The 26,456-nt window shown below is 38.2% G+C and carries 21 protein-coding genes; 15 read left to right on the top strand and 6 right to left on the bottom strand.

The genetic code is table 11. From position 1 onward, the window contains the following. Nucleotides 1-49: 49 nt before the first annotated feature. Nucleotides 50-529 carry an ECF transporter S component gene (locus tag C0J00_RS06955; RefSeq protein ID WP_104968192.1) on the top strand — a complete coding sequence of 160 codons (480 nt, stop codon included), beginning with the start codon at nucleotides 50-52 and terminating at the stop codon, nucleotides 527-529. Nucleotide 530: 1 nt separating this feature from the next. Beyond that, nucleotides 531-908, top strand: coding sequence for a DUF4430 domain-containing protein (locus tag C0J00_RS06950; RefSeq protein WP_104968191.1), 378 nt, complete (start codon nucleotides 531-533; stop codon nucleotides 906-908). A 223-nt stretch (nucleotides 909-1,131) separates the two neighbouring features. Here C0J00_RS06950 and pepF read toward each other — a convergent pair whose 3' ends face one another. Next, nucleotides 1,132-2,931, bottom strand: a complete 1,800-nt coding sequence (gene pepF / locus C0J00_RS06945; protein ID WP_104968190.1) for an oligoendopeptidase F — start codon at nucleotides 2,929-2,931, stop codon at nucleotides 1,132-1,134. 165 nt (nucleotides 2,932-3,096) lie between these two features. Here pepF and ppc point away from each other — a divergent pair, with 165 nt between their 5' ends. The 4 genes from ppc to tpiA all read left to right on the top strand — a co-directional run bounded on the left by ppc (nucleotide 3,097) and on the right by tpiA (nucleotide 10,151). Beyond that, entirely contained in the window at nucleotides 3,097-5,886 is a 2,790-nt protein-coding gene (gene ppc, locus C0J00_RS06940; RefSeq protein ID WP_104968189.1) for a phosphoenolpyruvate carboxylase, read from the top strand. Between the two features lie 464 nt (nucleotides 5,887-6,350). Next, nucleotides 6,351-7,580, top strand: a complete 1,230-nt coding sequence (gene ftsW, locus C0J00_RS06935; RefSeq protein WP_104968188.1) for a cell division peptidoglycan polymerase FtsW — start codon at nucleotides 6,351-6,353, stop codon at nucleotides 7,578-7,580. A 322-nt stretch (nucleotides 7,581-7,902) separates the two neighbouring features. Continuing rightward, entirely contained in the window at nucleotides 7,903-9,099 is a 1,197-nt protein-coding gene (gene tuf, locus C0J00_RS06930) for an elongation factor Tu (protein ID WP_104968187.1), read from the top strand. 302 nt (nucleotides 9,100-9,401) lie between these two features. Next, nucleotides 9,402-10,151 carry a triose-phosphate isomerase gene (gene tpiA / locus C0J00_RS06925; protein ID WP_104968186.1) on the top strand — a complete coding sequence of 250 codons (750 nt, stop codon included), beginning with the start codon at nucleotides 9,402-9,404 and terminating at the stop codon, nucleotides 10,149-10,151. A 138-nt stretch (nucleotides 10,152-10,289) separates the two neighbouring features. On the opposite strand, the gene C0J00_RS06920 is transcribed toward tpiA, so the two are convergent. The 4 genes from C0J00_RS06920 to C0J00_RS06905 form a co-directional block, all read right to left on the bottom strand. Continuing rightward, nucleotides 10,290-11,522, bottom strand: coding sequence for an aminoacyltransferase (locus C0J00_RS06920; RefSeq protein WP_104968185.1), 1,233 nt, complete (start codon nucleotides 11,520-11,522; stop codon nucleotides 10,290-10,292). A 1-nt stretch (nucleotide 11,523) separates the two neighbouring features. Beyond that, a complete protein-coding gene (locus tag C0J00_RS06915; RefSeq protein ID WP_104968184.1) occupies nucleotides 11,524-12,744 on the bottom strand; it encodes an aminoacyltransferase in 1,221 nt (406 codons plus the stop codon). Then, on the bottom strand, nucleotides 12,744-13,553 hold the full coding sequence (gene yidA / locus C0J00_RS06910; protein WP_104968183.1) for a sugar-phosphatase: 810 nt from the start codon (nucleotides 13,551-13,553) through the stop codon (nucleotides 12,744-12,746). The genes C0J00_RS06915 and yidA overlap by 1 nt, the downstream gene beginning before the upstream one ends. A 79-nt stretch (nucleotides 13,554-13,632) precedes the next feature. Beyond that, a complete protein-coding gene (locus tag C0J00_RS06905) occupies nucleotides 13,633-14,934 on the bottom strand; it encodes an HD domain-containing protein (protein ID WP_104968182.1) in 1,302 nt (433 codons plus the stop codon). Between the two features lie 101 nt (nucleotides 14,935-15,035). Between C0J00_RS06905 and C0J00_RS06900 the strand changes: the two genes are divergently transcribed. Together C0J00_RS06900 and C0J00_RS06895 are read left to right on the top strand one after the other, a co-directional pair. Beyond that, nucleotides 15,036-15,428 (top strand): DUF1934 domain-containing protein, encoded by a 393-nt coding sequence (locus C0J00_RS06900; protein ID WP_104968181.1) that lies wholly within the window; start codon nucleotides 15,036-15,038, stop codon nucleotides 15,426-15,428. A gap of 226 nt (nucleotides 15,429-15,654) precedes the next feature. Beyond that, on the top strand, nucleotides 15,655-18,339 hold the full coding sequence (locus C0J00_RS06895) for a cation-translocating P-type ATPase (RefSeq protein WP_104968180.1): 2,685 nt from the start codon (nucleotides 15,655-15,657) through the stop codon (nucleotides 18,337-18,339). A gap of 432 nt (nucleotides 18,340-18,771) precedes the next feature. Here C0J00_RS06895 and C0J00_RS06890 read toward each other — a convergent pair whose 3' ends face one another. Next, the gene (locus C0J00_RS06890; protein ID WP_104968179.1) at nucleotides 18,772-19,629 is read right to left on the bottom strand and encodes a metallophosphoesterase family protein; all 858 of its coding nucleotides are present in this window, start codon (nucleotides 19,627-19,629) and stop codon (nucleotides 18,772-18,774) included. 90 nt (nucleotides 19,630-19,719) lie between these two features. Between C0J00_RS06890 and queG the strand changes: the two genes are divergently transcribed. The 7 genes from queG to C0J00_RS06855 all read left to right on the top strand — a co-directional run bounded on the left by queG (nucleotide 19,720) and on the right by C0J00_RS06855 (nucleotide 26,400). After that, nucleotides 19,720-20,838, top strand: coding sequence for a tRNA epoxyqueuosine(34) reductase QueG (gene queG / locus C0J00_RS06885; RefSeq protein ID WP_104968178.1), 1,119 nt, complete (start codon nucleotides 19,720-19,722; stop codon nucleotides 20,836-20,838). A 49-nt stretch (nucleotides 20,839-20,887) separates the two neighbouring features. Continuing rightward, a protein-coding gene (gene prfB / locus C0J00_RS06880) for a peptide chain release factor 2 (RefSeq protein ID WP_104968177.1) occupies nucleotides 20,888-21,983 on the top strand; the annotation gives its coding sequence in 2 pieces (ribosomal slippage) (nucleotides 20,888-20,959 and nucleotides 20,961-21,983; 1,095 coding nt in all). A 321-nt stretch (nucleotides 21,984-22,304) separates the two neighbouring features. Next, nucleotides 22,305-22,997: a cell division ATP-binding protein FtsE gene (gene ftsE / locus C0J00_RS06875; protein WP_104968176.1), complete on the top strand. Its 693-nt coding sequence runs from the start codon at nucleotides 22,305-22,307 to the stop codon at nucleotides 22,995-22,997. Further along, nucleotides 22,990-23,922 carry a permease-like cell division protein FtsX gene (ftsX, locus tag C0J00_RS06870; protein WP_104968175.1) on the top strand — a complete coding sequence of 311 codons (933 nt, stop codon included), beginning with the start codon at nucleotides 22,990-22,992 and terminating at the stop codon, nucleotides 23,920-23,922. The genes ftsE and ftsX overlap by 8 nt, the downstream gene beginning before the upstream one ends. A gap of 291 nt (nucleotides 23,923-24,213) precedes the next feature. After that, complete coding sequence (locus tag C0J00_RS06865; protein ID WP_104968174.1) at nucleotides 24,214-24,915, top strand: lantibiotic protection ABC transporter ATP-binding protein; 702 nt, start codon at nucleotides 24,214-24,216, stop codon at nucleotides 24,913-24,915. Nucleotides 24,916-24,919: 4 nt separating this feature from the next. Next, nucleotides 24,920-25,663, top strand: coding sequence for a lantibiotic immunity ABC transporter MutE/EpiE family permease subunit (locus C0J00_RS06860; protein ID WP_104968173.1), 744 nt, complete (start codon nucleotides 24,920-24,922; stop codon nucleotides 25,661-25,663). Then, nucleotides 25,660-26,400 carry a lantibiotic immunity ABC transporter MutG family permease subunit gene (locus tag C0J00_RS06855; protein WP_104968172.1) on the top strand — a complete coding sequence of 247 codons (741 nt, stop codon included), beginning with the start codon at nucleotides 25,660-25,662 and terminating at the stop codon, nucleotides 26,398-26,400. The genes C0J00_RS06860 and C0J00_RS06855 overlap by 4 nt, the downstream gene beginning before the upstream one ends. Nucleotides 26,401-26,456 lie beyond the last annotated feature (56 nt).

Genomic DNA, 26,456 nt, shown 5'->3' with positions numbered 1-26,456 from the left:
AGCTCATTTTTCTATGTTCAAACGTAAGATTATTTGCGATAATAAGAGTATGAAAAGTTTTTTATCTATCCAAACCATTAGCAAAGTGGCAATGCTTTCAGCTCTTTGTGTTGTTTTACGTTATATTTTTTCGTCTTTACCCAATATTCAACCTATTACAGCTTTTTTCTTAGTATTAGTAGGAGTTGAAGGGCTTCTCTTTTCAGTATTGGTTATGAGCTTAAGTATACTAGTATCATCATTTTTATTAGGTTTTGGACCATGGGTCATGTTTCAAATCATTAGTTTTGCTCTTGTTCTGCTTTTGTGGAAACTATTGATTATCAAAAGATGGTATCAACATATCCTGATTTTTCTAGCAGCTTGTTTTGCTTTTTTATATGGTATAATAATTGATGGTCTGATGGCAGTGTTTTGGGGAATGCCGTGGTGGTCTTATATTGCTGCAGGTTTTTCTTTTAATCTCTATCATGCCTTATCTACTTTGTTGTTTTACCCTATTTTAGAAAAAATTTTGAGGAGATTTTAAAATGAAAAAAATGTTGAAACCAGTTATACTTGCTAGTTCGCTATTTTTATTAGCAGCTTGTGCAAAGGATGATGCTAATAAAAAGCCAGAAGCCGATGAAGTCAAGGTAACCGTTAGCGTAAAACCAGAAGGTGAAAAAGCTGATAAGAAAGAAGTCATCGTTGATCAGGATGATTCTGTTTTAGAAGCTCTTGACGAAGCTTTTGACGTTGAAGATGATAATGGTTTTGTGACAGAGATTGAAGGTCATAAGCAAGATCCAGCAAAGAATCTTTACTGGATGTACAAAGTTAATGGTAAAATGGCCAATAAAGGTGCTGAAGAAAATATCGTCAAAGATGGTGATAAAATCGAATTTTATCAGGAAGTAAGCAATTAAGAAACGCTATCAGATAATAATAAAAGTAACGGTCTAGTGAAACCGTTACTTTTATTTTTGTCGATAAGAATTGAATGAAAATCGAGCTAGATCGTTAACTGTTCAAGTTGCTGATTTAAATGTTAAATAAGAGCAAAGAGTTATCTAGAGAGGGTTACTTTGGATTAGATCTACAAAGTCTTACAAGTTTAAAATAGTATATCCTAAGAAGACTTTGTTACTATTAGTTTTCGTTTAGTTCACTACTATAAGCGATAATTTGATCGACCGTGTCACTCAAGAATTGGATAGTGTCTCGAAGTGGTTTATCAGTTGAAATATCAGCTCCGATAATCATAGCTGTATCAAGTGGTGTCTTGCTACCACCAGATTTGAGAAGGTCAAGCCACTCCTTAGCCCCATTATCGTTGTTCTTGAGATTGAGGTAACCTGCTGTTGAAAGGACTAAACCAGCAGAGTAGGTGTAGCTGTAGAGCCCCATATAATAGTGGGCTTGGCGCATCCAAGTAAGGGCAGCATCGTCATCAATCTCGACAGCGTCACCCCAGAAGTCTGTTAAGACTTCTTTCATGAAAGTGTTTAGCGTTTCTGCGCCGAAAGTACCTCCAGCTTCAATCAAGTCATAAACCTTACGTTGGAAAGCTGCTTCAAGCAAGTGGGTAATGAAGTTGTGGAAGTAAGTATCCGTTAAGCGATGAGCCAGAGCGAAGCGTTTTTGGCGGGCATTATCAAATTGATTTTCCAAATAATCACTCAGAAGTAATTCGTTGAAGGTTGAAGGAGCCTCAACATAATAGGTTGACATATGCGTGTTGTAATAAGACTGATTATTATCAGAAAAGATGAACTGTCCAGAGTGTCCAATTTCATGGATAAGCGTGTAGACATCAGACATGCGTCCTGTCCAACTCATCAGAACATAAGGGTGAATCTTATAAGGATCAGCTGCATAGCCACCAGAATCCTTGTTTTCGTTAGCAGCGAAGTCAACCCAGCGCTCAGTCTGATAACGTTCAACTTCTTTGGTGTACTCAGAACCTAGTGGTGCGACGGATTTCATAACAAGATCGTAAGCATCATCAATGGAGACTTCAGGATTGAGCTCATTATCAATATCAAGTTTCCAATCAGCAAAGGTCATCTTGTCTAGATCGTTGACCTCAGCGACATGCTTGAGGTATTTTTGTGCTACTGGACCAAACTCAGACATGATTAAATCAATCTGGCGATCAAACATGCTACGATCCACTTCTTGCTCAGCTAAGAGATAGTCATAGACAGAGTTGTAGCCTCGCATGTCTGCAATCAATTTTTCAGATTTGACTTTAGCCAGATAGGCAGCGGCAGCAGCATTTTGATGAGCTCTTAAACCTTTTGAGAAAGAGCGGAAGGCCTTGTCACGAATGTCAGCATTTTCATGATTTTGATAGAAATTTTCATAGGTGACAAAGGAATTTTTATAGGTTTTACCATCAACTTCAAAATCGTCCATGGCAAAATCACCAGCCCGCATCTTAGTATAAATATCATACGGTGCACCCAGAAGCTCTCTCAAATTTGAGAGAGCTTTTTCTACTTCGGGGTCGAGTAAGTGTTCCTTTTGGATTTTTGCCTGGCGAATGGCTGCGCTAAAGTGAGGATTAGCTTCTAATTCATCTAAAATAGCTGAATCAGCAGTAGCGAGTGCGGTGTCAAAGAAGCTGAGCGCTACACTAGCTTTAGTAGCAAAATCATCACCAGCCTTAGCAATTTCAGCAAATTCTTCGCTTGAGAAGTCCGTTGTTTGAGGCATAAAAGCATAAGTTTCAATATGACTCATTTGGATGTAAATCTGTTCAAGCTCCATGAGTGCTTGGGTGAAATCATCAACGGATGTTAAGTTGTTTTCATAATGACGAGTAAAGGTATCGACATCACTCAAGGCTTTTTCAATAGCTAAAAGAAAATCTTGGCGGTCTTTATATAAAGCGGTTAAATCCCAAAGTTCGTTTTCAGGAAATTCTGAACGTTTTTTTAGTTCCATAAATAGCCTCCTTTTCTTTAGTATATCAAATCTTTAGGAAACTGATCAAAAAGATCAGCATTATTTTAAAGGAATTTTAACTGACGAAATAGTAGTATCAAGTGCAGTTCCTTGCAAAAAATGATATGATAATGGCTAGATACCAAAAAGAAATGGAGTGGTTTTGTGGACATCACTAAATTAGAAAGCAGTAGCAATCAAGTTCTTATTCAAGAAGAAGTTGAGATTCTAACCCAACTGTTAGAAGAGATAACTCAAGGGCTTGTTGGCGAAGATGTTTATTCTAAAATAAAAGAATTAACAAACTTATCAAAAGCTGAGGATTATCAAGGTTTGCAGAATGTTATTTCGACGATTAACAACGAAGAAATGGTCTTGATTTCACGCTATTTTAGTATCTTACCGTTATTAATCAATATAGCTGAAGATGTTGATTTAGCTTATGAGGTTAATTATCAAAATAACATTAACAAGGATTACCTTGGAAAATTGTCCACAGTTATGGGAATGATTGCAGAAAATGAACAGGGTGCTGAGGTTATCAATCATTTAAACGTCGTTCCAGTTTTAACAGCCCACCCTACACAGGTTCAACGTAAAACAATGCTTGAGTTGACCAACCATATTCATGAGCTTCTAAGGAAACATCGTGATGTCAAATTAGGTCTTATCAATGAGGAAAAATGGTATGCAGACATGCGCCGTTATATCCAGATGATGATGCAAACGGATATTATCCGTGAGAAAAAACTAAAAGTTAAAAACGAAATCACCAATGTCATGGAGTATTACCCATCTTCCTTGATTAAAGCGATCACCAAGCTAACCCAAGAATACAAAGCTTTAGCGGTTAAAAACGGTATAGCTCTTAAAAATCCCAAGCCAATCACGATGGGGATGTGGATTGGTGGTGACCGAGATGGGAATCCTTTTGTAACAGCTGAAACCTTACGACTATCTGCAACCCTTCAAAGTGAAGTGATCCTAACCTACTACATTGAAAAAATCTCAGAACTTTACCGTCAATTTTCATTATCAAGTAGTTTGACAGCTGTGTCAGATGGTGTTTTGGAGTTAGCCAAAAAATCTTTGGATCATTCAGAGTTTCGTGAAAACGAACCTTATCGTAAAGCGTTTAGCTATATTCAAGCAAAATTGGTTAATACATTGGTTGACATGAAGGGCCCAGAAGCTGATTTTTCAAAGGATTTAAGCAAATTAGGACAACAGTCTCGTCAACCACACACCGCTGATTATCACTTGGCTAATGCTGGTCATTATAGACTAGTTAATGATTTATATATCAGTGTTGAGGAATTTAAGGCTGACTTGAGAATTATCCAGGATTCCTTAGAAGAAAATGGAATGGCTAGTCTAATCAAAGGTGATTTTTCAGAAATATGCCAAGCTGTTGATGTGTTTGGTTTCTTTTTAGCAACGATTGATATGCGTCAAGATTCTAGTGTTCAAGAAGCTTGCGTCGCAGAACTTTTGAAAACAGCTAATATCGAGAGTGACTATAGTTCTTTATCTGAGGAAGAAAAATGTCACTTGTTATTGAAAGAATTGGTAGAAGATCCTCGTCAGCTTTCAGCTACCAATGTGACAAAGTCAGAATTGTTGGAAAAAGAATTAGCTATTTACCAGACAGCGCGTGAGTTGAAAGACCGTCTGGGTGAAGACGTGATTAAACAGCATATCATTTCTCACACAGAAACCGTTTCAGATATGCTTGAATTAGCTATTATGCTTAAAGAGGTAGGACTCCTAGATAAGGACCGTTCTCGTATTCAGATTGTACCTTTATTTGAAACCATTGAGGATTTGGAAAATGCGAAAGGCATTATGACTGATTACCTCAATCTTGATATTGTGAAAACATGGCTCAAAGACCATCAGGGCTATCAAGAAGTCATGCTAGGCTATTCAGACTCTAACAAAGATGGTGGCTATTTAGCTTCTGGATGGACACTCTACAAGGCTCAAAACGAATTGACAAAACTTGGTGAGCAATTTGGTGTTAAGATGACCTTCTTCCATGGTCGAGGGGGAACCGTTGGTCGAGGTGGTGGTCCATCTTATGATGCCATCACATCACAACCTTTTGGCTCTATTAAAGACCGCATTCGCTTAACAGAGCAGGGTGAAGTTATTGGAACAAAATACGGTAACAAGGATTCAGCCTACTACAATTTAGAAATGTTGATCTCGGCAACCCTTGATCGTATGGTAACTCGGATGATTACAGATCCTAGCAAAATAGACGATTATCGTTCTATCATGGAAGGTATTGTAGCGGACAGTAATTCGATTTACCGTGATCTTGTTTTTGGAAATCCTCATTTCTATGATTATTTCTTTGAAGCAAGTCCAATCAAGGAAGTTTCAAGCCTTAACATTGGTTCGCGCCCTGCAGCCCGTAAAACCATTACGGAAATTTCAGGACTTCGTGCCATTCCATGGGTATTCTCATGGTCCCAAAACCGTGTCATGTTTCCTGGCTGGTATGGTGTTGGCTCTAGCTTCCAAAACTTTATTGATAAGGATCCAGCGAACTTAGCTATTTTGCAAGAAATGTACCAGTCATGGCCATTCTTTAAATCACTTTTGGCTAATGTGGACATGGTTCTTTCAAAGTCAAATATGAACATCGCTTTCCAATACGCTCAAATGGCTGAAAGCCAAGAAGTTAGAGATGTCTTTTTAACTATTCTAGATGAATGGCAATTAACCAAAAATGTTATTTTAGCTATTGAAAAGCATGATGAGTTAATAGAAGATCTTCCTAATCTCAAAAATAGTTTGAATTACCGTTTGCCTTACTTCAATGTTCTGAATTATATTCAAATTGAATTGATTAGACGTCTTAGAGCAGGCAAACTTGATCCTAGCCAAGAAAAATTGATTCATATTACCATCAATGGTATTGCGACTGGTTTACGTAATTCAGGTTGATGCCTAAAACGAGATAATATGTTTAGTTTGTTTAGGAAAAGATCAGGCACCTGAAAATACTAGTTTATTTGATTATGCTTCGGGATATAAGAGGAATAGTTTGCAAGGATGGGTTTATTGTTGATAAGCGATTGTCCTTGACTTATTGTTCCTGAGTTTATTGACGTTTCAAAGTCTTATCAGAAAATCAATTCATTTGATATTGTCTTCTGGTATTTGAATCCTGAAGATTATAACATTGGTAAAGACTGTGACATTTTGTTTCAGTCTTTTTTGTGAGTGTTTAATATCAATACTGCTTACCTAACATATCAAAAAGTAGGAGTGATATCGTTCAACATCGCTAGTTTATCACGCGAGTGTCAACAATATAGGCCTTAGAAGAATAGGATACTAGCTTCTGATTTTTCTTTTTCTAGAAAGATGATATAATGCTAGTGTTATTAATGGAAAGATTATAAATTATGCATATCGAAAAAAAACATCTCCTAAACTATTCGATACTCTTGCCCTATTTGATTTTATCGGTATTAGGCTTGATTATTGTTTATTCTACTACCAGTGCAACCTTGGTTAATTATGGATTAAATCCTTTTAAATCAATGCTTAATCAAGGGGGTTTTTGGATCATTAGCCTCTTAGCTATTTTGTTTATTTATCGGCTAAGATTGAATTTTTTAAAAAATTCAAAAATCCTTACTGGTGTTCTTCTTATAGAGGTTATTCTCTTACTAATAGCTCGATTTTTTACACAAGAAGTTAATGGTGCACACGGTTGGATCGTTATTGGACCGGTTAGCTTTCAACCAGCAGAATATTTAAAAATCCTAGTTATCTGGTTTTTAGCGTTTACATTTAGTCGTAGGCAGAGGTCAATTGCTGTCTATGATTATCAAGCTTTGACACGGAGACGCTGGTGGCCTCGCAATGCTAGTGATTTCACTGATTGGCGACTAATTTGTCTATTTTTAATAGGTCTTGTCGCAGCTCAACCTGACCTTGGTAATGCTGCTATCATCGTTTTGACTGTTCTCATTATGATTACTGTGAGTGGTATTGGCTATCGTTGGTTCTCAGCTATTTTTCTTAGTACAACAGCAGCATCAGCACTGTTTTTGGGAATAATTGGGGTAGTCGGTGTAGAAACAATGGCTAAAGTACCAGTCTTTGGCTATGTTGCCAAACGTTTTAGCGCTTTTTACAATCCTTTTAAAGATTTGACGGATTCGGGACACCAGTTAGCACATTCCTATTATGCCATGAGTAATGGTGGTTGGTTTGGAATGGGTCTGGGCAACTCCATCGAAAAACGTGGCTATCTTCCAGAGGCAACGACGGACTTTGTCTTCTCCATTGTAATGGAAGAGTTTGGAATGATAGGGGCATGTTTGATTTTAGCCTTAGTTTTCTTTTTAATTTTGAGAATTATTTTGGTTGGTGTAAAAGCAAAAAATGCTTTCAATGCAATGATGGCTATCGGGGTTGGTGGCATGATGTTGATGCAGGTTTTTGTTAATATTGGAGGTATCTCTGGCTTAATTCCATCCACAGGGGTTACATTTCCTTTTCTGTCACAAGGAGGAAATAGTCTTCTAGTCTTATCGGTAGCCATAGCTCTCGTATTAAATATAGATGCTAATGAAAAACGTATGGAAATCATTGAAGAATCCGAAAGAATGATGTCTGAAGACTGATAATGAGCTGGGATAATCCCAGCTTTTTGCGTATCTGAGAAATATGATTCAATCTCAATAAGTAGCTACCTGATGATTTTAGTTCTATAATTATTGCGATAATTAGATTAAACGTTGAAGAAGAAGGTAGCTAAATACTTGTAATATCTTGCATCTTATTTCTCTCTTTCTCCTTAGTAGATACCCAAAAATGGTGAAAATACTGAAAAGTGTATAAAACACTTGCAATTCTATGACATTTTGATAGAATAAGAGGGTAAAGTTAGACCGTATTGCCTACTGTCTATCTATAAAATATATTTTATTGGAGGCTTTTCCTAAAATGGCAAAAGAAAAATACGATCGTAGTAAACCACACGTTAACATTGGTACAATTGGACACGTTGACCACGGTAAAACTACATTGACAGCAGCTATCACAACTGTATTGGCACGTCGCTTGCCTTCATCAGTTAACCAACCAAAAGACTATGCGTCTATCGATGCTGCTCCAGAAGAACGCGAACGCGGAATCACAATCAACACTGCACACGTTGAGTATGAAACTGAAGCTCGCCACTACGCTCACATCGACGCTCCAGGTCACGCGGACTACGTTAAAAACATGATCACTGGTGCCGCTCAAATGGACGGAGCTATCCTTGTAGTAGCTTCTACAGATGGACCAATGCCACAAACTCGTGAGCACATCCTTCTTTCACGTCAGGTTGGTGTTAAAAACCTTATCGTCTTCATGAACAAAGTTGACCTTGTTGATGATGAAGAATTGCTTGAATTGGTTGAAATGGAAATCCGTGACCTTCTTTCAGAATACGATTTCCCAGGTGATGATCTTCCAGTTGTTCAAGGTTCAGCTCTTAAAGCGCTTGAAGGTGATACAGCTCAAGAAGATGTTATCATGGAATTGATGTCAATCGTTGACTCATACATTCCAGAACCAGAACGCGATACTGACAAACCATTGCTTCTTCCAGTTGAGGATGTATTCTCAATCACTGGACGTGGTACTGTTGCTTCAGGACGTATCGACCGTGGTACTGTTAAAGTTAACGACGAAGTTGAAATCGTTGGTATCAAAGACGAAATCTCTAAAGCAGTTGTTACTGGTGTTGAAATGTTCCGTAAACAACTTGACGAAGGTCTTGCTGGAGATAACGTTGGTGTTCTTCTTCGTGGTGTTCAACGTGATGAAATCGAACGTGGTCAAGTTCTTGCTAAACCAGGTTCAATCAACCCACACACTAAATTCAAAGGTGAAGTTTACGTTCTTTCTAAAGAAGAAGGTGGACGTCACACTCCATTCTTCGACAACTACCGTCCTCAGTTCTACTTCCGTACAACTGACGTAACTGGTTCAATCAAATTGCCAGAAGGTACTGAAATGGTAATGCCTGGTGATAACGTAACTATCGAAGTTGAGTTGATCCATCCAATCGCCGTTGAACAAGGTACTACTTTCTCTATCCGTGAAGGTGGACGTACTGTTGGTTCAGGTATCGTTTCAGAAATCGAAGCTTAATTTTAACAATTAAGTTTTCCCAAAATAACAATTAGAGTCAGACAACTTCTAATTGAGCACTTCCTTAGGGGAGTGCTTTTTTATGTTTGAGAGTAGGAATATGAGGTATAATAGTTAGCAGTTTATAAGTTCTTGTCTAGCTAGAGGAAAATACTAAAGGTCATCAGAAGAAGAGGCTAGTGAGATGAAAATATTTCTGAAAGTATGTGAAAACAATAGCTAAATTTACTCAATTCCTTTAAATATATAGGATTTTATGGTAAAATGTAAGCATACTATAAAAAATAGAAGAGGTATGTGAAATGTCACGTAAACCAATTATTGCCGGAAACTGGAAAATGAACAAAAACCCTCAAGAAGCCAAAGCTTTTGTTGAGGCAATTGCAGGTAAATTACCAGCAACTGACAAAGTAGAAGCAGCTATTGCAGCACCAGCTGTTGACTTAGTAGCCTTGCTTGACGCTAATGTTGAAGGACTTAAAGTTGCTGCTCAAAACACTTATTCAGAAGATGCTGGAGCCTTCACTGGTGAAACATCTCCAAAAGTATTGTCAGAAATGGGTGTTGATTACGTTGTTATTGGTCACTCAGAACGTCGTGACTACTTCCACGAAACTGATGAAGACATCAACAAAAAAGCTCACGCTATCTTTAAAAATGGTATGACGCCAATCATCTGTTGTGGTGAGTCTCTTGAAACTTATGAAGCTGGTAAAGCCGAAGAGTTTGTAGGAGCACAAGTTTCAGCAGCATTGAAAGATTTGTCAGCTGAACAAGTAGCATCACTTGTTATTGCTTACGAACCAATCTGGGCTATCGGTACTGGTAAATCAGCTACTCAAGACGACGCTCAAAAAATGTGTAAAGCTGTTCGTGATGTTGTTGCAGCAGATTTTGGTCAAGAAGTTGCAGACAAAGTTCGTGTTCAATACGGTGGATCAGTAAAACCTGAAAATGTTGCTTCATACATGTCTTGCGAAGATGTTGATGGTGCACTTGTTGGTGGAGCATCACTTGAAGCTGAAAGCTTCCTTGCTTTGCTTGAATTCTAAATCTAAAATAGAACTAATTCGAAAACAATTCAAGATTTCTTGGGTTGTTTTTTGTCATTAAAATTAGCTAGAACAAAATAACCCTTGGAAAGAATGTGAAAACTTTCCAAGGGTATTTCTTACTTAAAATGCTGTTAATCAGCCGCGTCTTAGAATGGTTTTTAAAAGTTGGTAGCATTTGTATTTGAAGGGGTTTGGATAATAATTAAAACTACCTGGTCTTCTTTCGATATAACCATTAAAATTTTGTTTGAAACGAAAAATACCATCACTACCATCAAAAGTACCTTCGACACCTAAAAGGTTGTAGTTTAGGATGCCTTTTTCAATACTATCTTTCATGATGTATTCTTGAAGAAGGGCAGGGGCATAAAATTTATTGAATTCAGGGTAGGAGCCACTAAAGAAGTAGGTTGTTTCTTGCGGCATTTGAATAAAGAGGCTGCCTGCTAAAATGATATCTTGATCACCATATTTTGCAATGAAATCATTTGCTTCAGCTTTTCGAGTGTCAAATGTTTCGGATTGACTGCTAAATTCACGGTGTTGATTACGCTTTTTCTCTGAGTTTGGATTTTGTTCTAAATCATTCTCGAGTTTTCTAATTTTTGCTTTTAATTTATCTTGATCTTTGGTTAGGTGATCAAGGTAATCTTGGAAGTTGAGACTGGCAACAAGAAATTTTGCTTTATCTTTGAAGCCATCATATAAATATTCGTAGTACTCAAGTGGTTTATCGTCATAATCACGGCGATCAGATGTAGCAGAAGTAACTTTTTTGAACAAATCTAATTCATGACGTTCTAGTTGACGGATGCTAATACCGAAAGTGTTGGCTTTTTTTACCAGTGCCTTACCTTTTTTACTAAAACTATTTAGGAGTTTAGAGGGCTCAATGTTTTCCAATGATTTAACATAATGCCAGTCACTACTCTTGAAACCAGTTGTTAATCCTTGAAACTCATAGCCAGCTTCTTTGAAGGTATTTAGTAATTCTTGGTTTTTATCTGAGATTTCATTGCCATTGTCATCATAATGTTGATAACTATCGTAAGGTTTAACAGCTAGTTCAATAGTATTGTGTTGCTTAACAAATGCTTTTAACCCTTCAAGGAAAGGTTTTAAGTATTGACTGTCATCATATACAGGACCATAGTGGATTTCTGAATAAAGACCACCAGCTACAGGTGTACTATATAAGATGGCTGCTACTTGAACAAGGTTATTGTCGTCGACATAACCGACAGGAGATACCTGATAGCCTCGCTTTTCGAGAAGGTAGCCCATTTCAGAAGATTGTTCAAAACTGCGATGTTGGGCTTGATTAACAAAATGATCAAAAATGTCCCAAGTTAATGCTTTTACAGGCATCTTAATGTTTGCTCCTTAATTTTTTACGTAGTGTGTAGGCAGTATTGGATAAGCGATATAGAAGTGGATTGACAGGGATATTAAATTCTCCAATAAATTCTTCAATCATTGGATTGAATTTTGATTTGAATTGGTACAAACCGCCGTCTAGTTTATTTTCAATGCCTCCCATATTTTGCCATTTAGCTCCTTTTTCAAAGGCATGCCTTGCGGTTTCAAACCAGGTGATAAGAGGAGCGTTGTACTGTCTGTATTCTTCGTCCATACCTGCATAGATATTTTCTGAAGTGTCTCCGTAATTAATAGAGAGGGTTCCTGCTAATGGGACTATTTCTTGACCACTAGCTAATTTTTCATTGAAGAAATGGATCTCTTTTTCGAAGCGTTTGATATCGTTCTCGGTTGATTTGACTTTATTTTGACGATTTTCTGAAGTGAAAGTTGCTTGTAATGCCAGAGCGTCTTCGAGTCCTTTTTCAGCGATGGCTAGGCGTTCTTTGAGATTGACCTTTGCCATGGTAATAAAGGCATCGTCGCCGTAAGTTTTTAGTAATTTTTCGTAGTAATCCTGCCCACGAAGATGAATTTGTTTACGATCTTCAGTCTTTTTCATGAGTTTGGCAAAATCATCAACTAGATCTACACTTCCAAAAACAATGTCAACACCTTTATTACGCGAAGTACGAATACTTTGACGGATTTTTTTAGGTAGAGCTGCTTCTGAGAAACCTTCTGCATAGATATTGGCTTGAAAACGTGGTTGGATATTTTGAGCTAAATCCTCTGTTCGTCCTGTCCATTCAGCACCAGCATCGGTTAGATTGTTGATAACATCGTGACCGAATAGTTTCTCATTTAATTCTTCATTGACGTGATGATCGGCTAAGAGGATGAATGGATCGCATTTGATAAAGAGGGCTTTTTTCTGCTTACCATATTTTTTTAACTGTTCAAGAACAAATGTTAGAAGCTCTTTATTGCCATAGTCCATAACAGGTCCGCGAGGGATATAAATCATGGTAAAGCCCAGCGGCAGTGGTTGAACCAAGACAGAAGCAACAGCAACTAGCTGCCCATTATCGTAAAACCCTATGCGATCGTTTCCCCAACTATCTTTAACCTTAGCCCAAGAACTAGATTGCAGTAGGTTTGTTAAGGGATGATGGATGACAAACTGGTCGTGCTCTTCGGGAGAGATACCAATTTTTACAGAATATGTCATTACTTCAATACCCACTCTCTAATAGCATATGCAACACCAGATTCTTCATTTGATTTGGTGATGTACTTGGCAATTTTTTTGAGCTCTGGTACACCGTTTTCCATGACAACTGGCGTACCAACAACTTCAAGCATGGCACGGTCATTTTCCTCGTCACCGATTGCCATGGTCTCTTCCATAGAAATACCTAGTTGTTCAGCAAGTGCTTTAATAGCATTTCCTTTACTAACATTTTTATCAACCACTTCAAGATAAAAAGGCTTTGATTTGACTAGCATGAAACGATTGGCAAAATCTTCGGGAATGTTTGCAATAGCTTCATCAAGAATATCTGGTTCATCAATGAACATGATTTTAACGATTTCCTTATCAGCCATTTCTTCAGGGGTACGGTAATAGACTGGCATGTCTACCAGTGTCGCCTCGTGGATAGTGTATTTGCCGATATTACGGTTGGCTGTGTAAATACCATCTTTAGTGATGGCATGCATATGAACACCAAGTTTTCTAGCCATCAATTCGATATCAAGGTATTCCTCATAGGAGAGAGGGACTTTGACGATATCAGAACCTGTGTCAGTTTCTTGAACTAAGCCACCATTGAAGGTGATGACATAATCGCCCTTGTCACGTAGATTAAGGTCATCTAGCATTGAGGTAACACCTGCGATAGGGCGTCCTGTAGTGATAATAATTTTGACACCGGCTGCTTTGGCATCTTGAATAGCCTGAAAAACTTCAGGTGTGATTTCTCGATTGTCGTTTAATAAAGTACCATCAATATCGATAGCAACTAGTTTGATAGACATAGTCGTCTCCTTTTTTCGTAAAAAGTGCTTCCTATCTAGTTTACTAAAAAACTGCCATTTTGTCATGGCAGAGCTTAGGTTATAGGGTGGTGGTTAGGTGACCATTAGTGATATTTTTTTGAAATGTGATCTTGTCTTGGGTGAACAGATCATCTGTTTGCAACATTTCTTTTGGGAAGTAGAAGCGACGATCTCCGTGAATATTTCCGGATAGTGCTCCTACCAGCGTTGATAGCGATGATAACTCTTGTTTACTGCCATCTTTTTCGGCGATGTCTATTTGCGTCCTAGGTTTATCGCTTTCAGGTTTATAAACATCGTAGGGCAAATCGAGATTGATATGAACTCCTGTATAATAATCGGGATCAAATCCGGTCTGTTTCACCAAGTTTGTCATTTCAATCAACTGCGACTGATTTTCCGTGTCAAAACTGATGGAAGTTAAGAGTTTACGATTGATGAAACGGCTAGCCAAGTCTTTGAGGATACTGTCTTCACTCGTCATCCAAGCCTGAAAATAGGTGTTCATAACGCCATCATCTAAGGAGAGATAGTCTGATAGGCTTGACTGCTTTTCAAAGAAAGGAATGAGATTTGGCGCTGTTTGTTGAAAATAGTTGGGTGTTGTTTGATAGAGCGTTTTAGCTCTTTTGAGAAGATTTTGTAGGAGAACTTCCATGGCACGACTGGATGGGTGAAAATAGACTTGCATGTACATTTGATAACGGCCGATTAGATAGTCCTCGACAGCGTGCATGCCATTTTTAGCAAAGACAATACCATTTTCAACAGGCTGGATAACACGTAGAATTCTTGTTAAATCAAACTGTCCATAGGATGTACCAGTGTAGTAGGAATCACGAAGTAAATAATCCATACGGTCACAGTCAATTTGACTAGAAATGAGTTGTACGACTTGTTTGTTGGGGTAAGTGTGGTTGATGACACTAGCAACTTGCTCTGGAAAATCAGGTGACACCTGTCGAAGAACGGCATTAACTTCGGTTTCAGAATTGGTGATGATTTCCTGAGTGTAGGCTTCGTGGTCTGTTTCAAAGAGTCTCTCAAAAGTATGAGAGTAGGCACCGTGACCAATGTCATGAAGGAGGCCGGCTACCATTGTTATTAATGATTCTGCGGGATTCCATTGTTGAGGGTATTGTGCTTCAAAAATCTCTGTGATACGACGGGCAATATCATAGACACCAAGGCAGTGTGAAAAGCGATTATGTTCAGCACCGTGAAAAGTATAAGAGGTTGTAGGGACTTGTTTGATGCGACGGAGACGCTGAAATTCTTTGGTATCGATCAGTTGAGCGATAATAGGTTCCTTGACGTGGATGTAATTGTGAATGGGATCGCGGAAAACTTTTTCTTTCATAGCATTTCCTTTCAATGGCATATGTTGATTTTATTATAGCAAAAATTGCTGGAAAGCTCATAAATTGGTACAATGATAAGAGCAAAATGAAGGAAGACATTATGAAAATTATCATTGATAACAAAATTATGATGGATCAGGACATCGATATGGTTCACGAAGAAGCTCATGGAGAGTATAAGGAGAAGGGGGATTTTTCTTATCTCATTTATACTAATTCGGAAAAAGAGCGTGTTATTTTGAAATTTAATGCGAGTGAATTGACTGTTACACGGTTTAGCAAACCTCAGAGTATGATGAAATTTGAAAAAGATACCTTTGCACCAGCACAAATCCCTTCGCCGGTTGGCTTGCAACGATTGGTTACCAAAACCACACAGTTTGCATTAAATCAGGGCGATCAAGAATTAATCCTCCATTATCAACTTTTATCCCATCCAGAAGCAGAAGAAGCCCTAGCTGATTATCAGATGAGGTTGAGGTGGGAAGCCTAGTTTTAGAATTTGTTTCTCTATTCCTTGTTTTTTTAATGTTTTTTCTGTATAATAACGCTATATCAAGGGAGTAGCCGACGATTGTTATCTTGCTTTTGTGAGATATTACAGTCGTGATTATGTCGTCATTTCGAAACAGTTGTTTCCGGCATAGTCTTAATTTGCGAGACTTGTTTAAAAAATAAACAGGTCTTTTTCTATTAGTAAAAGACCAAGGAGGAAAAAAGTGTCAAAAGAACAGAAACGTCAAGCGTTTTATACTCAATCTGAAGACGCTGTTCTAGAAGCTCTAGAGACCAGCAAAAAAGGTTTAACTAGTGCACAAGTGGAGCAACGTTTAGCTGAATTCGGTCGTAATGAATTAGAAGAAGCTGAAAAGCGTACTCTTCTTCAAAAATTCTTGGATCAGTTCAAAGATTTGATGATTATTATCTTGTTAGTAGCTGCAGCTCTATCAGTTTTGACAGAAGGTATGCATGGTTTGACAGATGCTTTAATTATCTTGTTAGTCGTAGTGCTTAACGCAGCTTTCGGTGTTTACCAAGAAGGTCAGGCAGAAGCTGCAATTGATGCGCTTAAATCTATGTCAAGCCCATTAGCTCGAGTTCGTCGCGATGGTCATGTTAAAGAAGTTGATTCTAAGGAATTGGTTCCTGGTGATGTCGTCTTGCTCGAAGCAGGGGATGTTGTACCTGCTGATATGCGCCTACTAGAAGCAAGTTCTTTAAAAATTGAGGAAGCTGCTTTGACAGGGGAATCAGTACCAGTTGAAAAAAATCTATCTGTTGAATTGGCAGAAGATGCTGGTATTGGTGATCGTGTCAATATGGGTTATCAAAACTCTAACGTTACTTATGGTCGTGGACTTGGCGTGGTTACCAATACAGGGATGTTTACAGAAGTTGGTCATATTGCCAACATGCTTCAAAACGCTGATGAATCAGATACACCGTTGAAGCAAAACTTACATCATCTTTCTAAGGTGTTGACATTTGCCATTTTGGTTATTGCAGCGATTACATTTATCGTATCTGTTTTTGTCCGTGGAGAAGCTCCGTTGAATTCATTGATGACTGCTGTTGCATTGGCGGTTGCTGCGATTCCAGAAGGTCTCCCTGCGGTTGTAACGGTTGTTCTTTCTATGGGAACACAAGTCCTTGCAAAACGTAATGCGATCATTAGACAATTACCAGCTGTTGAGACTCTTGGTTCAACTGAAATTATTGCTTCTGATAAAACTGGTACCCTAACCATGAATCAGATGACCGTTGAAAAAATTTATACTAATGGTCAGTTGCAAGATGCGACAGATGATTTGGAACATTCAAATATGACGCTTCGTATCATGAACTTTGCTAATGATACGAAAGTTGATCAATCTGGTAAATTGATTGGTGATCCAACAGAGACAGCGCTTGTGCAATTTGGTTTGGATCATAACTTTGATGTCCGTGATGTGTTGAAAGAAGAGCCACGTGTTGGCGAACTTCCATTTGATTCAGATCGTAAGTTGATGTCAACCATTCACCGTCTAGCAGATGGCAAACATTTGGTGGCTGTTAAAGGTGCTCCCGATCAGTTGCTTAAGCGTGTGACACAAATTGAAGAGAATGGAACGATTCGTCCGATTACTGAAGCTGATAAAGATGCTATTCTGGCTACTAACAAAACGTTAGCTAAGCAAGCACTTCGTGTCCTTATGATGGCTTACAAGTATGAAGATAATGTTCCAACTTTAGAAACTGAAGTTGTTGAAAATAATTTAGTATTCTCAGGTCTTGTTGGTATGATTGACCCTGAACGTCCAGAAGCTGCAGCGGCGGTTAAAGTGGCTAAAGAAGCTGGTATTCGTCCCATCATGATTACTGGTGACCACCAAGATACAGCAGAAGCTATCGCTAAACGTCTTGGTATTATTGATCCTAACGATACAGAAGATCATGTCTTTACAGGTGCTGAGCTAAATGAATTGTCAGATGAAGAATTCCAAAAAGTCTTCCAACAATATTCTGTTTATGCTCGTGTATCACCTGAACATAAGGTTCGTATCGTGAAAGCTTGGCAAAATGAAGGTAAGGTTGTGGCCATGACTGGTGATGGTGTTAATGATGCACCATCGCTTAAAACAGCGGATATTGGTATCGGTATGGGTATTACTGGTACAGAAGTTTCTAAAGGTGCTTCTGATATGGTTCTTGCGGATGATAACTTTGCAACAATCATTGTCGCCGTTGAAGAAGGGCGTAAGGTCTTCTCTAATATTCAGAAAACAGTTCAATACCTTCTATCGGCTAACATTGCTGAAGTATTGTCTATCTTCTTAGCTACTCTATTTGGATGGGATGTTTTGGAGCCAGTTCACCTTCTTTGGATTAACTTGGTAACAGATACCCTTCCAGCGATTGCGCTTGGTATGGAACCTGCTGAACCAGGTGTCATGAGTCACAAACCTCGTGGACGTAATTCAAGCTTCTTCTCAGGTGGTGTTCTGGGAGCAGTTGTTTATCAAGGTCTCTTCCAAGCTGCTCTCGTTCTAGGTGTCTATGGTTATGGAATCATTAATCCAGCCCATGATACTTATCATGAAATTCACGCAGACGCCCTCACTATGGCTTATGCAACTCTTGGAATGATTCAGTTGGTACATGCCTTTAATGTTAAGTCTGTTTACCAATCTATTTTCACAGTTGGACCATTTAAAAACAAAACCTTTAACTGGGCTATTCTTGGATCATTGGTACTCTTAGTTATGACTCTGACAGTACCATTCCTTGAGAAGATTTTCCATGTGACGCATTTGGAATTATCACAGTGGATTGTTGTTTTAATTGGTAGTTTTGCTATGCTTGTGCTTGTTGAAATTGTTAAAGCTGTTCAACGTGCCTTGGGAATGGATAAAAATGCTATCTAATCAATAGAAATAGAAAAATCAGATTCAATGACGAATCTGATTTTTTTATTGGAGTCATAACAAATTCATAACTGGAGCTGAGTCAATTTTCAAGAGTAGACGGAACTCTTTTAAAGAGGAAAGTCGTGGTTTTCAGAGTTACGCTATTGCTAATTGTGACAAGGAAAAGAGATAGTCTATTGTCGTCTCCCGATAATGTCTGTAGAGACTTCATGAGGCTTATCTTGAATGGTTTTTGGTATAGGTTTAACATTTGAAAAGTGATATTTTCTTGGAAAATAAGGGTCTGTTTGAACTTCTTTGTCTGGTCCTAGATTTTTGAAGATGACAAGAACAATAGTAGTTAGTTGATTTTATGGGGGTAGGCATTATAGTCATTATCACAAGTCTATTCTCCAATGTGTCTTTTATGGTGAAGAAACGATCAGAAGGTTAGAAATCAAAGACAGTTACAGATTTGCGAAATTCTTCTTTGAGCTGTTTTTTAGTGTAGTTCTGGTAGTCTGGCAATCTTTTGACTAAATGATAGCGTTTGGATAGGTTCCATGTGCCTGTAGGATTAAGTTCAGGGTGTTGATTGACATAATCGATGGTTAAGTCCCACTCTCTTCTGTAGCCAAGAGGTCTAGAATGGTAGTTAATACCGTCAATCATTTGGCTGCCATAGGAACGGTGCGCGTGTCCGAAAATAACGTCCTTGATGTGGTGTTTGACGAATACATCATGGAAGGCTTGGCTTCCCAAAAAGGCATTGAATGGGATGAACTTTGGATGGGTCATGAGAAAGTTTTGGTGTGGTACAAAGTGCATAGACACTAAATCAATTTCGGGATAATGCGTAAGGGTATCATCTAGTCGTGATAATGTTTCTTCGGTAAGCTTGCTGTCAGAAGTATGTCTATCTAATCGTCTGTCAAACCAGAATTGGTTTTTGAAGGCTAGGTTTTGTTCTTCTGTTTTCTCTGGATGAAAACTGTAATCATACCAGCCATGGAAGGCTAGGAATTTTTTGGTATTGATCTCATGAATCTTGAAGTCTAAATGCTCAATATCAGTTTCAGTCAGATCTAACATATCATGATTGCCAAGATTATAGGTGACAGAGAAATGCTGTTTGAGTGTTTCTAGAAAAGGCTGAGAAACTTGGTAGTGATGATTGGAGATGTCGCCTGCGATATGAAGGTGGTCAATTCTTTCTTCTTTGAGAAAGTCGATAAGGGTATTGGTTTCAAAGTCAGTAAAGTTGTTGAGGTCAATGTGGAGGTCACTCATGAAAGCTAATGTTGTCATGTCTCTATTGTATCTTTTTTAAGGCGATTTGACACAAACTTGTTACTGATCTGACTTGCTATCAACATGATTTTTCCTTAAAATAGTAGTATGGATATTAAGGTTGAAATTCAAAAACTTGCCAAGGAAATTGGCATTTCAAAGATTGGGTTTACGACTGCCGATGATTTTGGTTATTTGGAGAAAACCTTAAGAGCTGGTGTTGAGGAGGGCCGGACGACTGGTTTTGAACACAAGGTCATTGAGGAGCGCATTAAGCCCAAGTTGTCTTTAGAATCCGCTAAGACCATTATCTCAATCGCCGTTGCTTATCCTAATAAACTGCCCGTTAAACCACCTAAAACCCAGTATAAACGTGGAAAAATTACACCTAATTCATGGGGCTTAGATTATCACTATGTTCTTCAAGATAAACTCAATCGCTTGGCTAAAGGGATTGAAGAGTTGACGGAGAATTTTGAATACAAAGGCATGGTCGACACTGGTGCTCTGGTGGATACAGCAGTAGCTAAACGTGCTGGTATTGGTTTTATCGGTAAAAATGGCCTGGTGATTTCTAAGGAATTTGGCTCTTATATGTACTTAGGGGAGTTGATTACCAACTTAGAGATTGAGCCCGATCAAGAAGTGGACTATGGTTGTGGTGACTGCACCCGTTGCTTAGAAGCTTGCCCGACTTCCTGTCTCATCGGTGATGGGACTATGAATGCTCGTCGTTGTTTGTCTTTCCAAACTCAAGATAAGGGCATGATGGACATGGAGTTTCGTAAGAAAATTAAGACAGTTATTTATGGTTGTGATATTTGTCAGATTTGTTGTCCTTATAATCGTGGGATTGATAATCCTCTGGCTAGTGAGATTGATCCAGAACTAGCTCATCCTGAGTTGATTCCATTTTTGGAGTTGACTAACAAATCCTTCAAAGAACAATTCGGCATGATTGCAGGTTCCTGGCGTGGGAAAAATATTTTGCAGCGTAATGCTATTATTGCTTTAGCTAATGCTCATGACCGTAGTGCGGTGGTGAAACTTGTGGAGATTATTGATAAGAATAATAATCCCATTCATACTGCGACAGCCATTTGGGCACTGGGTGAGATTATTAAAAAACCAGATGAGGCTATGCTTGATTTTATGCGCAGCCTTTCTCTAAAAGAAGAAGATAGCCTCAAAGAGTTAGAATTGGTTCGTCAGAAATGGCAATTTTAAGGGCTTTATGCTAGAATGGATAAGATTATATTCAGATAAGGAGTTTATCATGGAAATCGCTGAAATGCGTCAAAAAATAGTAGAAAACAAAGAGAAGTTGACTAGCTTCAGGAGGTCTCTTTGACTTAGATCGTTTGGAGGAGGACATTGCGCTTCTTGAAAACCGAATGACTGAGCCAGACTTCTGGAATGATAATATTGCTGCTCAAAAGACGTCGCAAGAGTTGAATGAGCTTAAGCAAACATATGAAACTTTCCACAATATGGAGGAGCTGTCTGAGGAGACAGAACTCTATTTGGAAATGTTAGAAGAGGATGACTCTGTTCAAGAAGAATTGGAAGATAATCTTGAAAAGCTAGCTAAGATAATGGCTAGTTACGAGATGACGCTTCTCTTGTCGGAACCGTACGATTCTAACAATGCTATCATGGAAATTCACCCAGGTTCTGGCGGAACCGAGGCACAAGATTGGGCGGAGATGCTTTTCCGTATGTATACGCGCTTTGGAAATGCCAAGGGCTACAAGGTTGAAACGCTTGACTATCAAGCCGGAGATGAAGCGGGTATCAAGTCTGTCACCCTTTCTTTTGAAGGACCTAATGCCTATGGTTTTCTGAAATCTGAGATGGGTGTTCATCGCTTAGTGCGTATTTCGCCGTTTGACTCAGCTAAACGTCGTCATACATCCTTTACTTCCGTAGAGGTTATGCCTGAGTTGGATGATACAATTGAAGTTGAGATTCGTGATGATGACATCAAAATGGACACTTTCCGTTCAGGTGGTGCTGGTGGTCAGAACGTCAATAAAGTGTCCACGGGTGTTCGTTTGACCCACATTCCAACTGGTATCGTTGTAGCATCAACAGTTGATCGTACCCAATATGGTAACCGCGACCGTGCTATGAAGATGTTGCAGGCTAAACTTTACCAAATGGAGCAGGAGAAGAAAGCGCAAGAAGTGGATGCTCTCAAAGGTGATAAGAAAGAAATCACTTGGGGAAGTCAAATTCGCTCTTATGTTTTCACACCTTATACTATGGTAAAAGATCACCGTACTAATTTTGAAGTAGCCCAAGTTGATAAGGTCATGGATGGTGATATTGAAGGCTTTATCGACGCTTACCTCAAGTGGCGTATGGATTAATGATTAATATGAAGATGGGACTAACTTCTCTTGAAAAAAGATAAAACTTCCTCGACTTTGCAAGTCATCGTCTGTTTTCCTATTTTTCATCGGAAGTTTTCGACAAGTCGAATTGTCCCTTTGTATCTTACGAAAGGAATCGAGCACAGCCCTTAGGCTTGTCTCATTATTCCTACAACTTATAGAAAGGAAAGGATGCGGGTTCATGTAAATGAACTCGAGCTAAAAGCTAGTGAAAAAAGATAGCCTTCCTCATATGCAGGCATATGTCGTCACGCTCCTATTTTTCGTCTGCTTTTAACGCTCTTAGTATCTTAATTTATGGCTTTAATTGAATTAAAGGATGTTTCTAAGAAATATCGTCGCTCTACAACGGCCCTTCGTCATGTCAGTGTCTCTGTTAATCAAGGAGAATTTGTGTACATCGTTGGTCCTTCTGGAGCTGGTAAATCAACATTTATCAAACTATTGTACCGTGAGGAAAAATTATCTAGCGGATCTCTCAAAGTTGGAGAATTTAACTTGGCTAAAATGAAAAAACGTCAAGTGCCACTTTTGCGTCGCTCTATTGGTGTGGTTTTCCAGGATTATAAACTTTTGGAACGTAAGACTGTCTATGAAAATGTTGCTTTCGCCATGGAAGTTATTGGTGAAAAGCGCAAGCATATCAAGAAGCGTGTGACAGAAGTCTTAGAACTTGTTGGTCTTAAACATAAAATGCGTTCTTTCCCAAATCAGTTATCGGGTGGTGAGCAGCAGCGTGTTGCTATTGCACGTGCCATTGTCAACAATCCCAAAGTCTTGATTGCAGATGAACCAACGGGTAACTTGGATCCCGAAATTTCTATGGAAATTATGCAGGTGCTTGAGCGTATCAATCTTCAGGGAACAACTGTTTTGATGGCGACTCATAATTCGCAAATTGTTAACAGTTTGCGTCATCGTGTCATTGCCATTGAAGATGGAAAAATTGTTCGTGATGAAGAGGAAGGAGAGTACGGCTATAATGATTAGAAATTTTTTCAGACATTTATGGACATCCATCAAGAGTTTAAAACGTAATGGTTGGATGACTTTTGCAGCTATGTCAACAGTATCTATTACCTTGATTTTAGTTGGTCTTTTTGCAGGTGTTCTTCTTAATACAGAAAAATTAGCTTCAGGTATCGAGGACAATATTCAAGTCAATGTTTTCTTGAATGTGGATTCGACAGATGCCCAGGAAATTGTCAAAGATAGTTCAGGAAAGACAATTGTCAACAAGGACTATCATAAGATTTACAATCAATTGAAAGATATTGAGGGTGTAAAAGCTATTGATTATTCAAGTAAAGATGAGCAGTTAGAAGATTTGAAAGCTAAGATGGGGGATTCCTTCTCAGAAGTCTTTGATGATGACGCTAACCCACTTTATGATGTTTACTATGTGAAGACCAAATCACCTGAAGATGTTAAGAAAGTAGCGCGTGCAGCAGAACAGCTAGGTGGCATCGATTCGGTTGAGTATGGTGGAGCTGATACTGACCGTATTTTCAATCTAGCGAAAATGGTACGTATTTGGGGACTTGTAGGAACTGCCATCCTGATTTTAGTGGCCATCTTCCTTATTTCGAACACTATTCGTGTTACGATTTTCTCACGTAGCCGAGATATTGAAATCATGCGCTTGGTAGGTGCTAAGAATTCTTACATCCGTGGACCATTCTTCTTTGAGGGTGCTTGGATTGGCTTGCTTGGTTCCATCCTTCCAGCAGCCTTGAGTTCTTATCTCTACATCATTGCCTATAACTACCTGATGAAAGGCCTTGTGCAACAAAATCTTAGTCTCTACAAACCGGACTTAGCTATTCCAGTTGGCGTGGTCGCAATGGTTGCTATCGGAATCATCATCGGATCACTAGGATCAGTGCTATCAATGAGACGCTTCTTGAAAATCTAAGAAAGTGTGACCTTATGGACATCTCACCATCAGATTTACTGATAACCTTACCATTTTCCTACCGATCGCTGTTTTGGCGCCTCTCCTAAGCCCTTTTAGCAGGTCATGAATGCGTAACAAAGGTGATGCCATCATTGAAGATGAGTATCAGAAGCGGTTTGAGGATGAGAAATGACACAACTAAATATGAGTAAAGCAGACAAAGTAATATTTGTCTGTTTTTTTTTATTTTCTTGATAAAATCCTTAAACTTCTTTTTTATACTAAAGTCAAAAAAGGAGATATTTCAAAATGGAAAGATATATTTTAGAGACTCAAGGCTTGAGCAAGGTTTTTGGAAAACAAAGAGCTGTTAATAACATATCTATAAAAATTGAAGAAAATACAGTTTATGGTTTACTTGGTCCTAATGGTGCTGGAAAATCAACACTTTTAAAGATGCTTACAGGTATGCTTCACAAAACGTCTGGCGAAATACAGTTTGAAGGACACAGTTGGAGCCGAAATGATTTGTCGGATATTGGAGCATTGATAGAGATGCCAGCATTGTATGAGAATTTAACAGCTAGAGAAAATTTAAAAGTAAGAGCTCTTTTACTTGGATTACCTGATAAAAGAATCGATGAAGTGCTGGCAATAGTTGATTTAAAAAATACTGGAAAAAAGAAGAGTGGTCAATTTTCTTTAGGAATGAAACAAAGATTAGGTATAGCTATAGCCTTGTTAAACCATCCTAAATTACTGATATTAGATGAACCTACAAACGGACTAGATCCGCTTGGTATTCAAGAATTACGTGATTTAATAAGGAGTTTTCCTAAAAAAGGGATAACAGTCATCTTATCTAGTCACATCTTAGCAGAAGTAGAACATATTGCCGAACATATAGGGATTATTCATGAGGGAGAATTAAAATATCAAGATCGTATCCATCATGACAGCAATTTAGAAGAGCTCTTTATGACTGTTATCGCTAATGAGAGTGAGGTGTAAATTAATGAAGCGCTATATTCATGCTGAAAATTTAAAGAATAAACGTACTTTTTTGATAAAATTACCTTTAATTGCTCCTATCATTGCTGTTCTACATGCCTTTGTATTAATGCCTTTTTATTTTACAGTTAATGCATACAATTGGTGGTATGTCATTTTAATGCCCGCGACGTTTGCTTTAATACCTGCTTTGATGCACAGAAAAGAAGATAAAAAACTCAATTACAGAGCCATTTTCCCTTTGAATGTTAATTTAAAAAAAGTTTGGGTGGCAAAAATTGTAATAACTTTTACTTATATGGGTCTTGCAACACTATGTCATTTACTATATGTCTTAATTTTTCAATGGTTTGTTGGAAGAGAATTGTCTCCTGACTATAGCATTGTAACTTTATTTTTTGCAAGTTTACTGTTACTTTTAACAAACCTTTGGCAGATACCATGGTGCTTCTTTTTAGCTAAAAAATTTGGTCTTGTCGTTAGTATTGTTGGAAATGCTATCATAGGTTTAGGGCTAGGAATTTTAGTGTCTGATACTTCTATGTGGCTGTATTGTCCTTATTCTTGGGGACTTAGGCTGATGGTACCAGTTTTACATATTCTTCCAAATGGTGTTCCAACAGACCTATCAAACCCAATGATTACCAGTACGTCATTATGGCTACCTTGTCTCTTATCAATATGTCTGTTTTATATATTGACAATTTCAACTGCAAATTGGTTTTCAAAGCAGGAGGTGACATCATGATGAATATAGTAAAGTCAGAATTTTTAAAATTAAAGCATACCTGGATTTTAGAAGCTCATATATTTTTACCAATTTTATATGCTCTGATTTTCTATGTGGCAAGCCAGTTTACGAGTTTAAAAAATTTTGGTAATGACGTTATCATAGAAAATTATTTAGTCCTTCTTGGAGTAGTTCTTCCAATCATTTGTGGCGTTATAACATCTAAAGTTATAGATATGGAAGCAAATGCAGGTCGATTTCAAGTCATCCTATCTACTACAAAATCTCGGAGTAAACCTTATATCGGAAAATTAATAGTGTTATTGGTTAATTTATTAATCTCTGTCAGTCTTTCCATTACAGTCTTTTCTTTGCTTTTTGGACATCAGTCTCCAATAAACTGTCTCATTGAAGTGTTATGTCTTACCGGTGGAGCCACAACAATTTATATGATTCATCTATTGGTATCGGTGAACTTCGGGAGCGGAGTCTCAATTGGACTAGGGTTTGTAGAGACATTGCTTGCTTTACTTTCAATGACCGCTATTGGTGATGACATTTGGTATTTTTTGCCATGTACTTGGTCATCAAGATTAGCTGCTACTTATATTGTCGGCACCAATTTTAGTGATCAAACTTATTTATATAGAGAATTAAATACTTGGCTTTATGTGTCTCTTCCTTTGACTCTGATTATTTTTTGGGGATCAGTAAAATGGGTTAATTATTGGGATGGAAATCCTTTTATTGATTGATGAGTCAAATAGAAAATGTAGTATAATAAATTGATAGCGCTTTAGGAGGAGTTTTA

It is taken from the genome of Streptococcus pluranimalium (genome assembly GCF_002953735.1).
In the GTDB taxonomy this organism is placed as follows: domain Bacteria; phylum Bacillota; class Bacilli; order Lactobacillales; family Streptococcaceae; genus Streptococcus; species Streptococcus pluranimalium.
Note: the sequence above shows the minus strand (reverse complement) of the source record. Positions and strands in the feature narration are given on the sequence as shown.

Coding starts and splice junctions, on each gene's coding strand:
- C0J00_RS06955 (WP_104968192.1), top strand. CDS start 50: ATGAAAAGTTTTTTATCTATCCAAACCATTAGCAAAGTGGCAATGCTT.
- C0J00_RS06950 (WP_104968191.1), top strand. CDS start 531: ATGAAAAAAATGTTGAAACCAGTTATACTTGCTAGTTCGCTATTTTTA.
- pepF (WP_104968190.1), bottom strand. CDS start 2,931: ATGGAACTAAAAAAACGTTCAGAATTTCCTGAAAACGAACTTTGGGAT.
- ftsW (WP_104968188.1), top strand. CDS start 6,351: ATGCATATCGAAAAAAAACATCTCCTAAACTATTCGATACTCTTGCCC.
- tuf (WP_104968187.1), top strand. CDS start 7,903: ATGGCAAAAGAAAAATACGATCGTAGTAAACCACACGTTAACATTGGT.
- tpiA (WP_104968186.1), top strand. CDS start 9,402: ATGTCACGTAAACCAATTATTGCCGGAAACTGGAAAATGAACAAAAAC.
- C0J00_RS06920 (WP_104968185.1), bottom strand. CDS start 11,522: ATGCCTGTAAAAGCATTAACTTGGGACATTTTTGATCATTTTGTTAAT.
- C0J00_RS06915 (WP_104968184.1), bottom strand. CDS start 12,744: ATGACATATTCTGTAAAAATTGGTATCTCTCCCGAAGAGCACGACCAG.
- yidA (WP_104968183.1), bottom strand. CDS start 13,553: ATGTCTATCAAACTAGTTGCTATCGATATTGATGGTACTTTATTAAAC.
- C0J00_RS06905 (WP_104968182.1), bottom strand. CDS start 14,934: ATGAAAGAAAAAGTTTTCCGCGATCCCATTCACAATTACATCCACGTC.
- C0J00_RS06900 (WP_104968181.1), top strand. CDS start 15,036: ATGAAAATTATCATTGATAACAAAATTATGATGGATCAGGACATCGAT.
- C0J00_RS06890 (WP_104968179.1), bottom strand. CDS start 19,629: ATGACAACATTAGCTTTCATGAGTGACCTCCACATTGACCTCAACAAC.
- queG (WP_104968178.1), top strand. CDS start 19,720: ATGGATATTAAGGTTGAAATTCAAAAACTTGCCAAGGAAATTGGCATT.
- ftsE (WP_104968176.1), top strand. CDS start 22,305: ATGGCTTTAATTGAATTAAAGGATGTTTCTAAGAAATATCGTCGCTCT.
- ftsX (WP_104968175.1), top strand. CDS start 22,990: ATGATTAGAAATTTTTTCAGACATTTATGGACATCCATCAAGAGTTTA.
- C0J00_RS06865 (WP_104968174.1), top strand. CDS start 24,214: ATGGAAAGATATATTTTAGAGACTCAAGGCTTGAGCAAGGTTTTTGGA.
- C0J00_RS06860 (WP_104968173.1), top strand. CDS start 24,920: ATGAAGCGCTATATTCATGCTGAAAATTTAAAGAATAAACGTACTTTT.
- C0J00_RS06855 (WP_104968172.1), top strand. CDS start 25,660: ATGATGAATATAGTAAAGTCAGAATTTTTAAAATTAAAGCATACCTGG.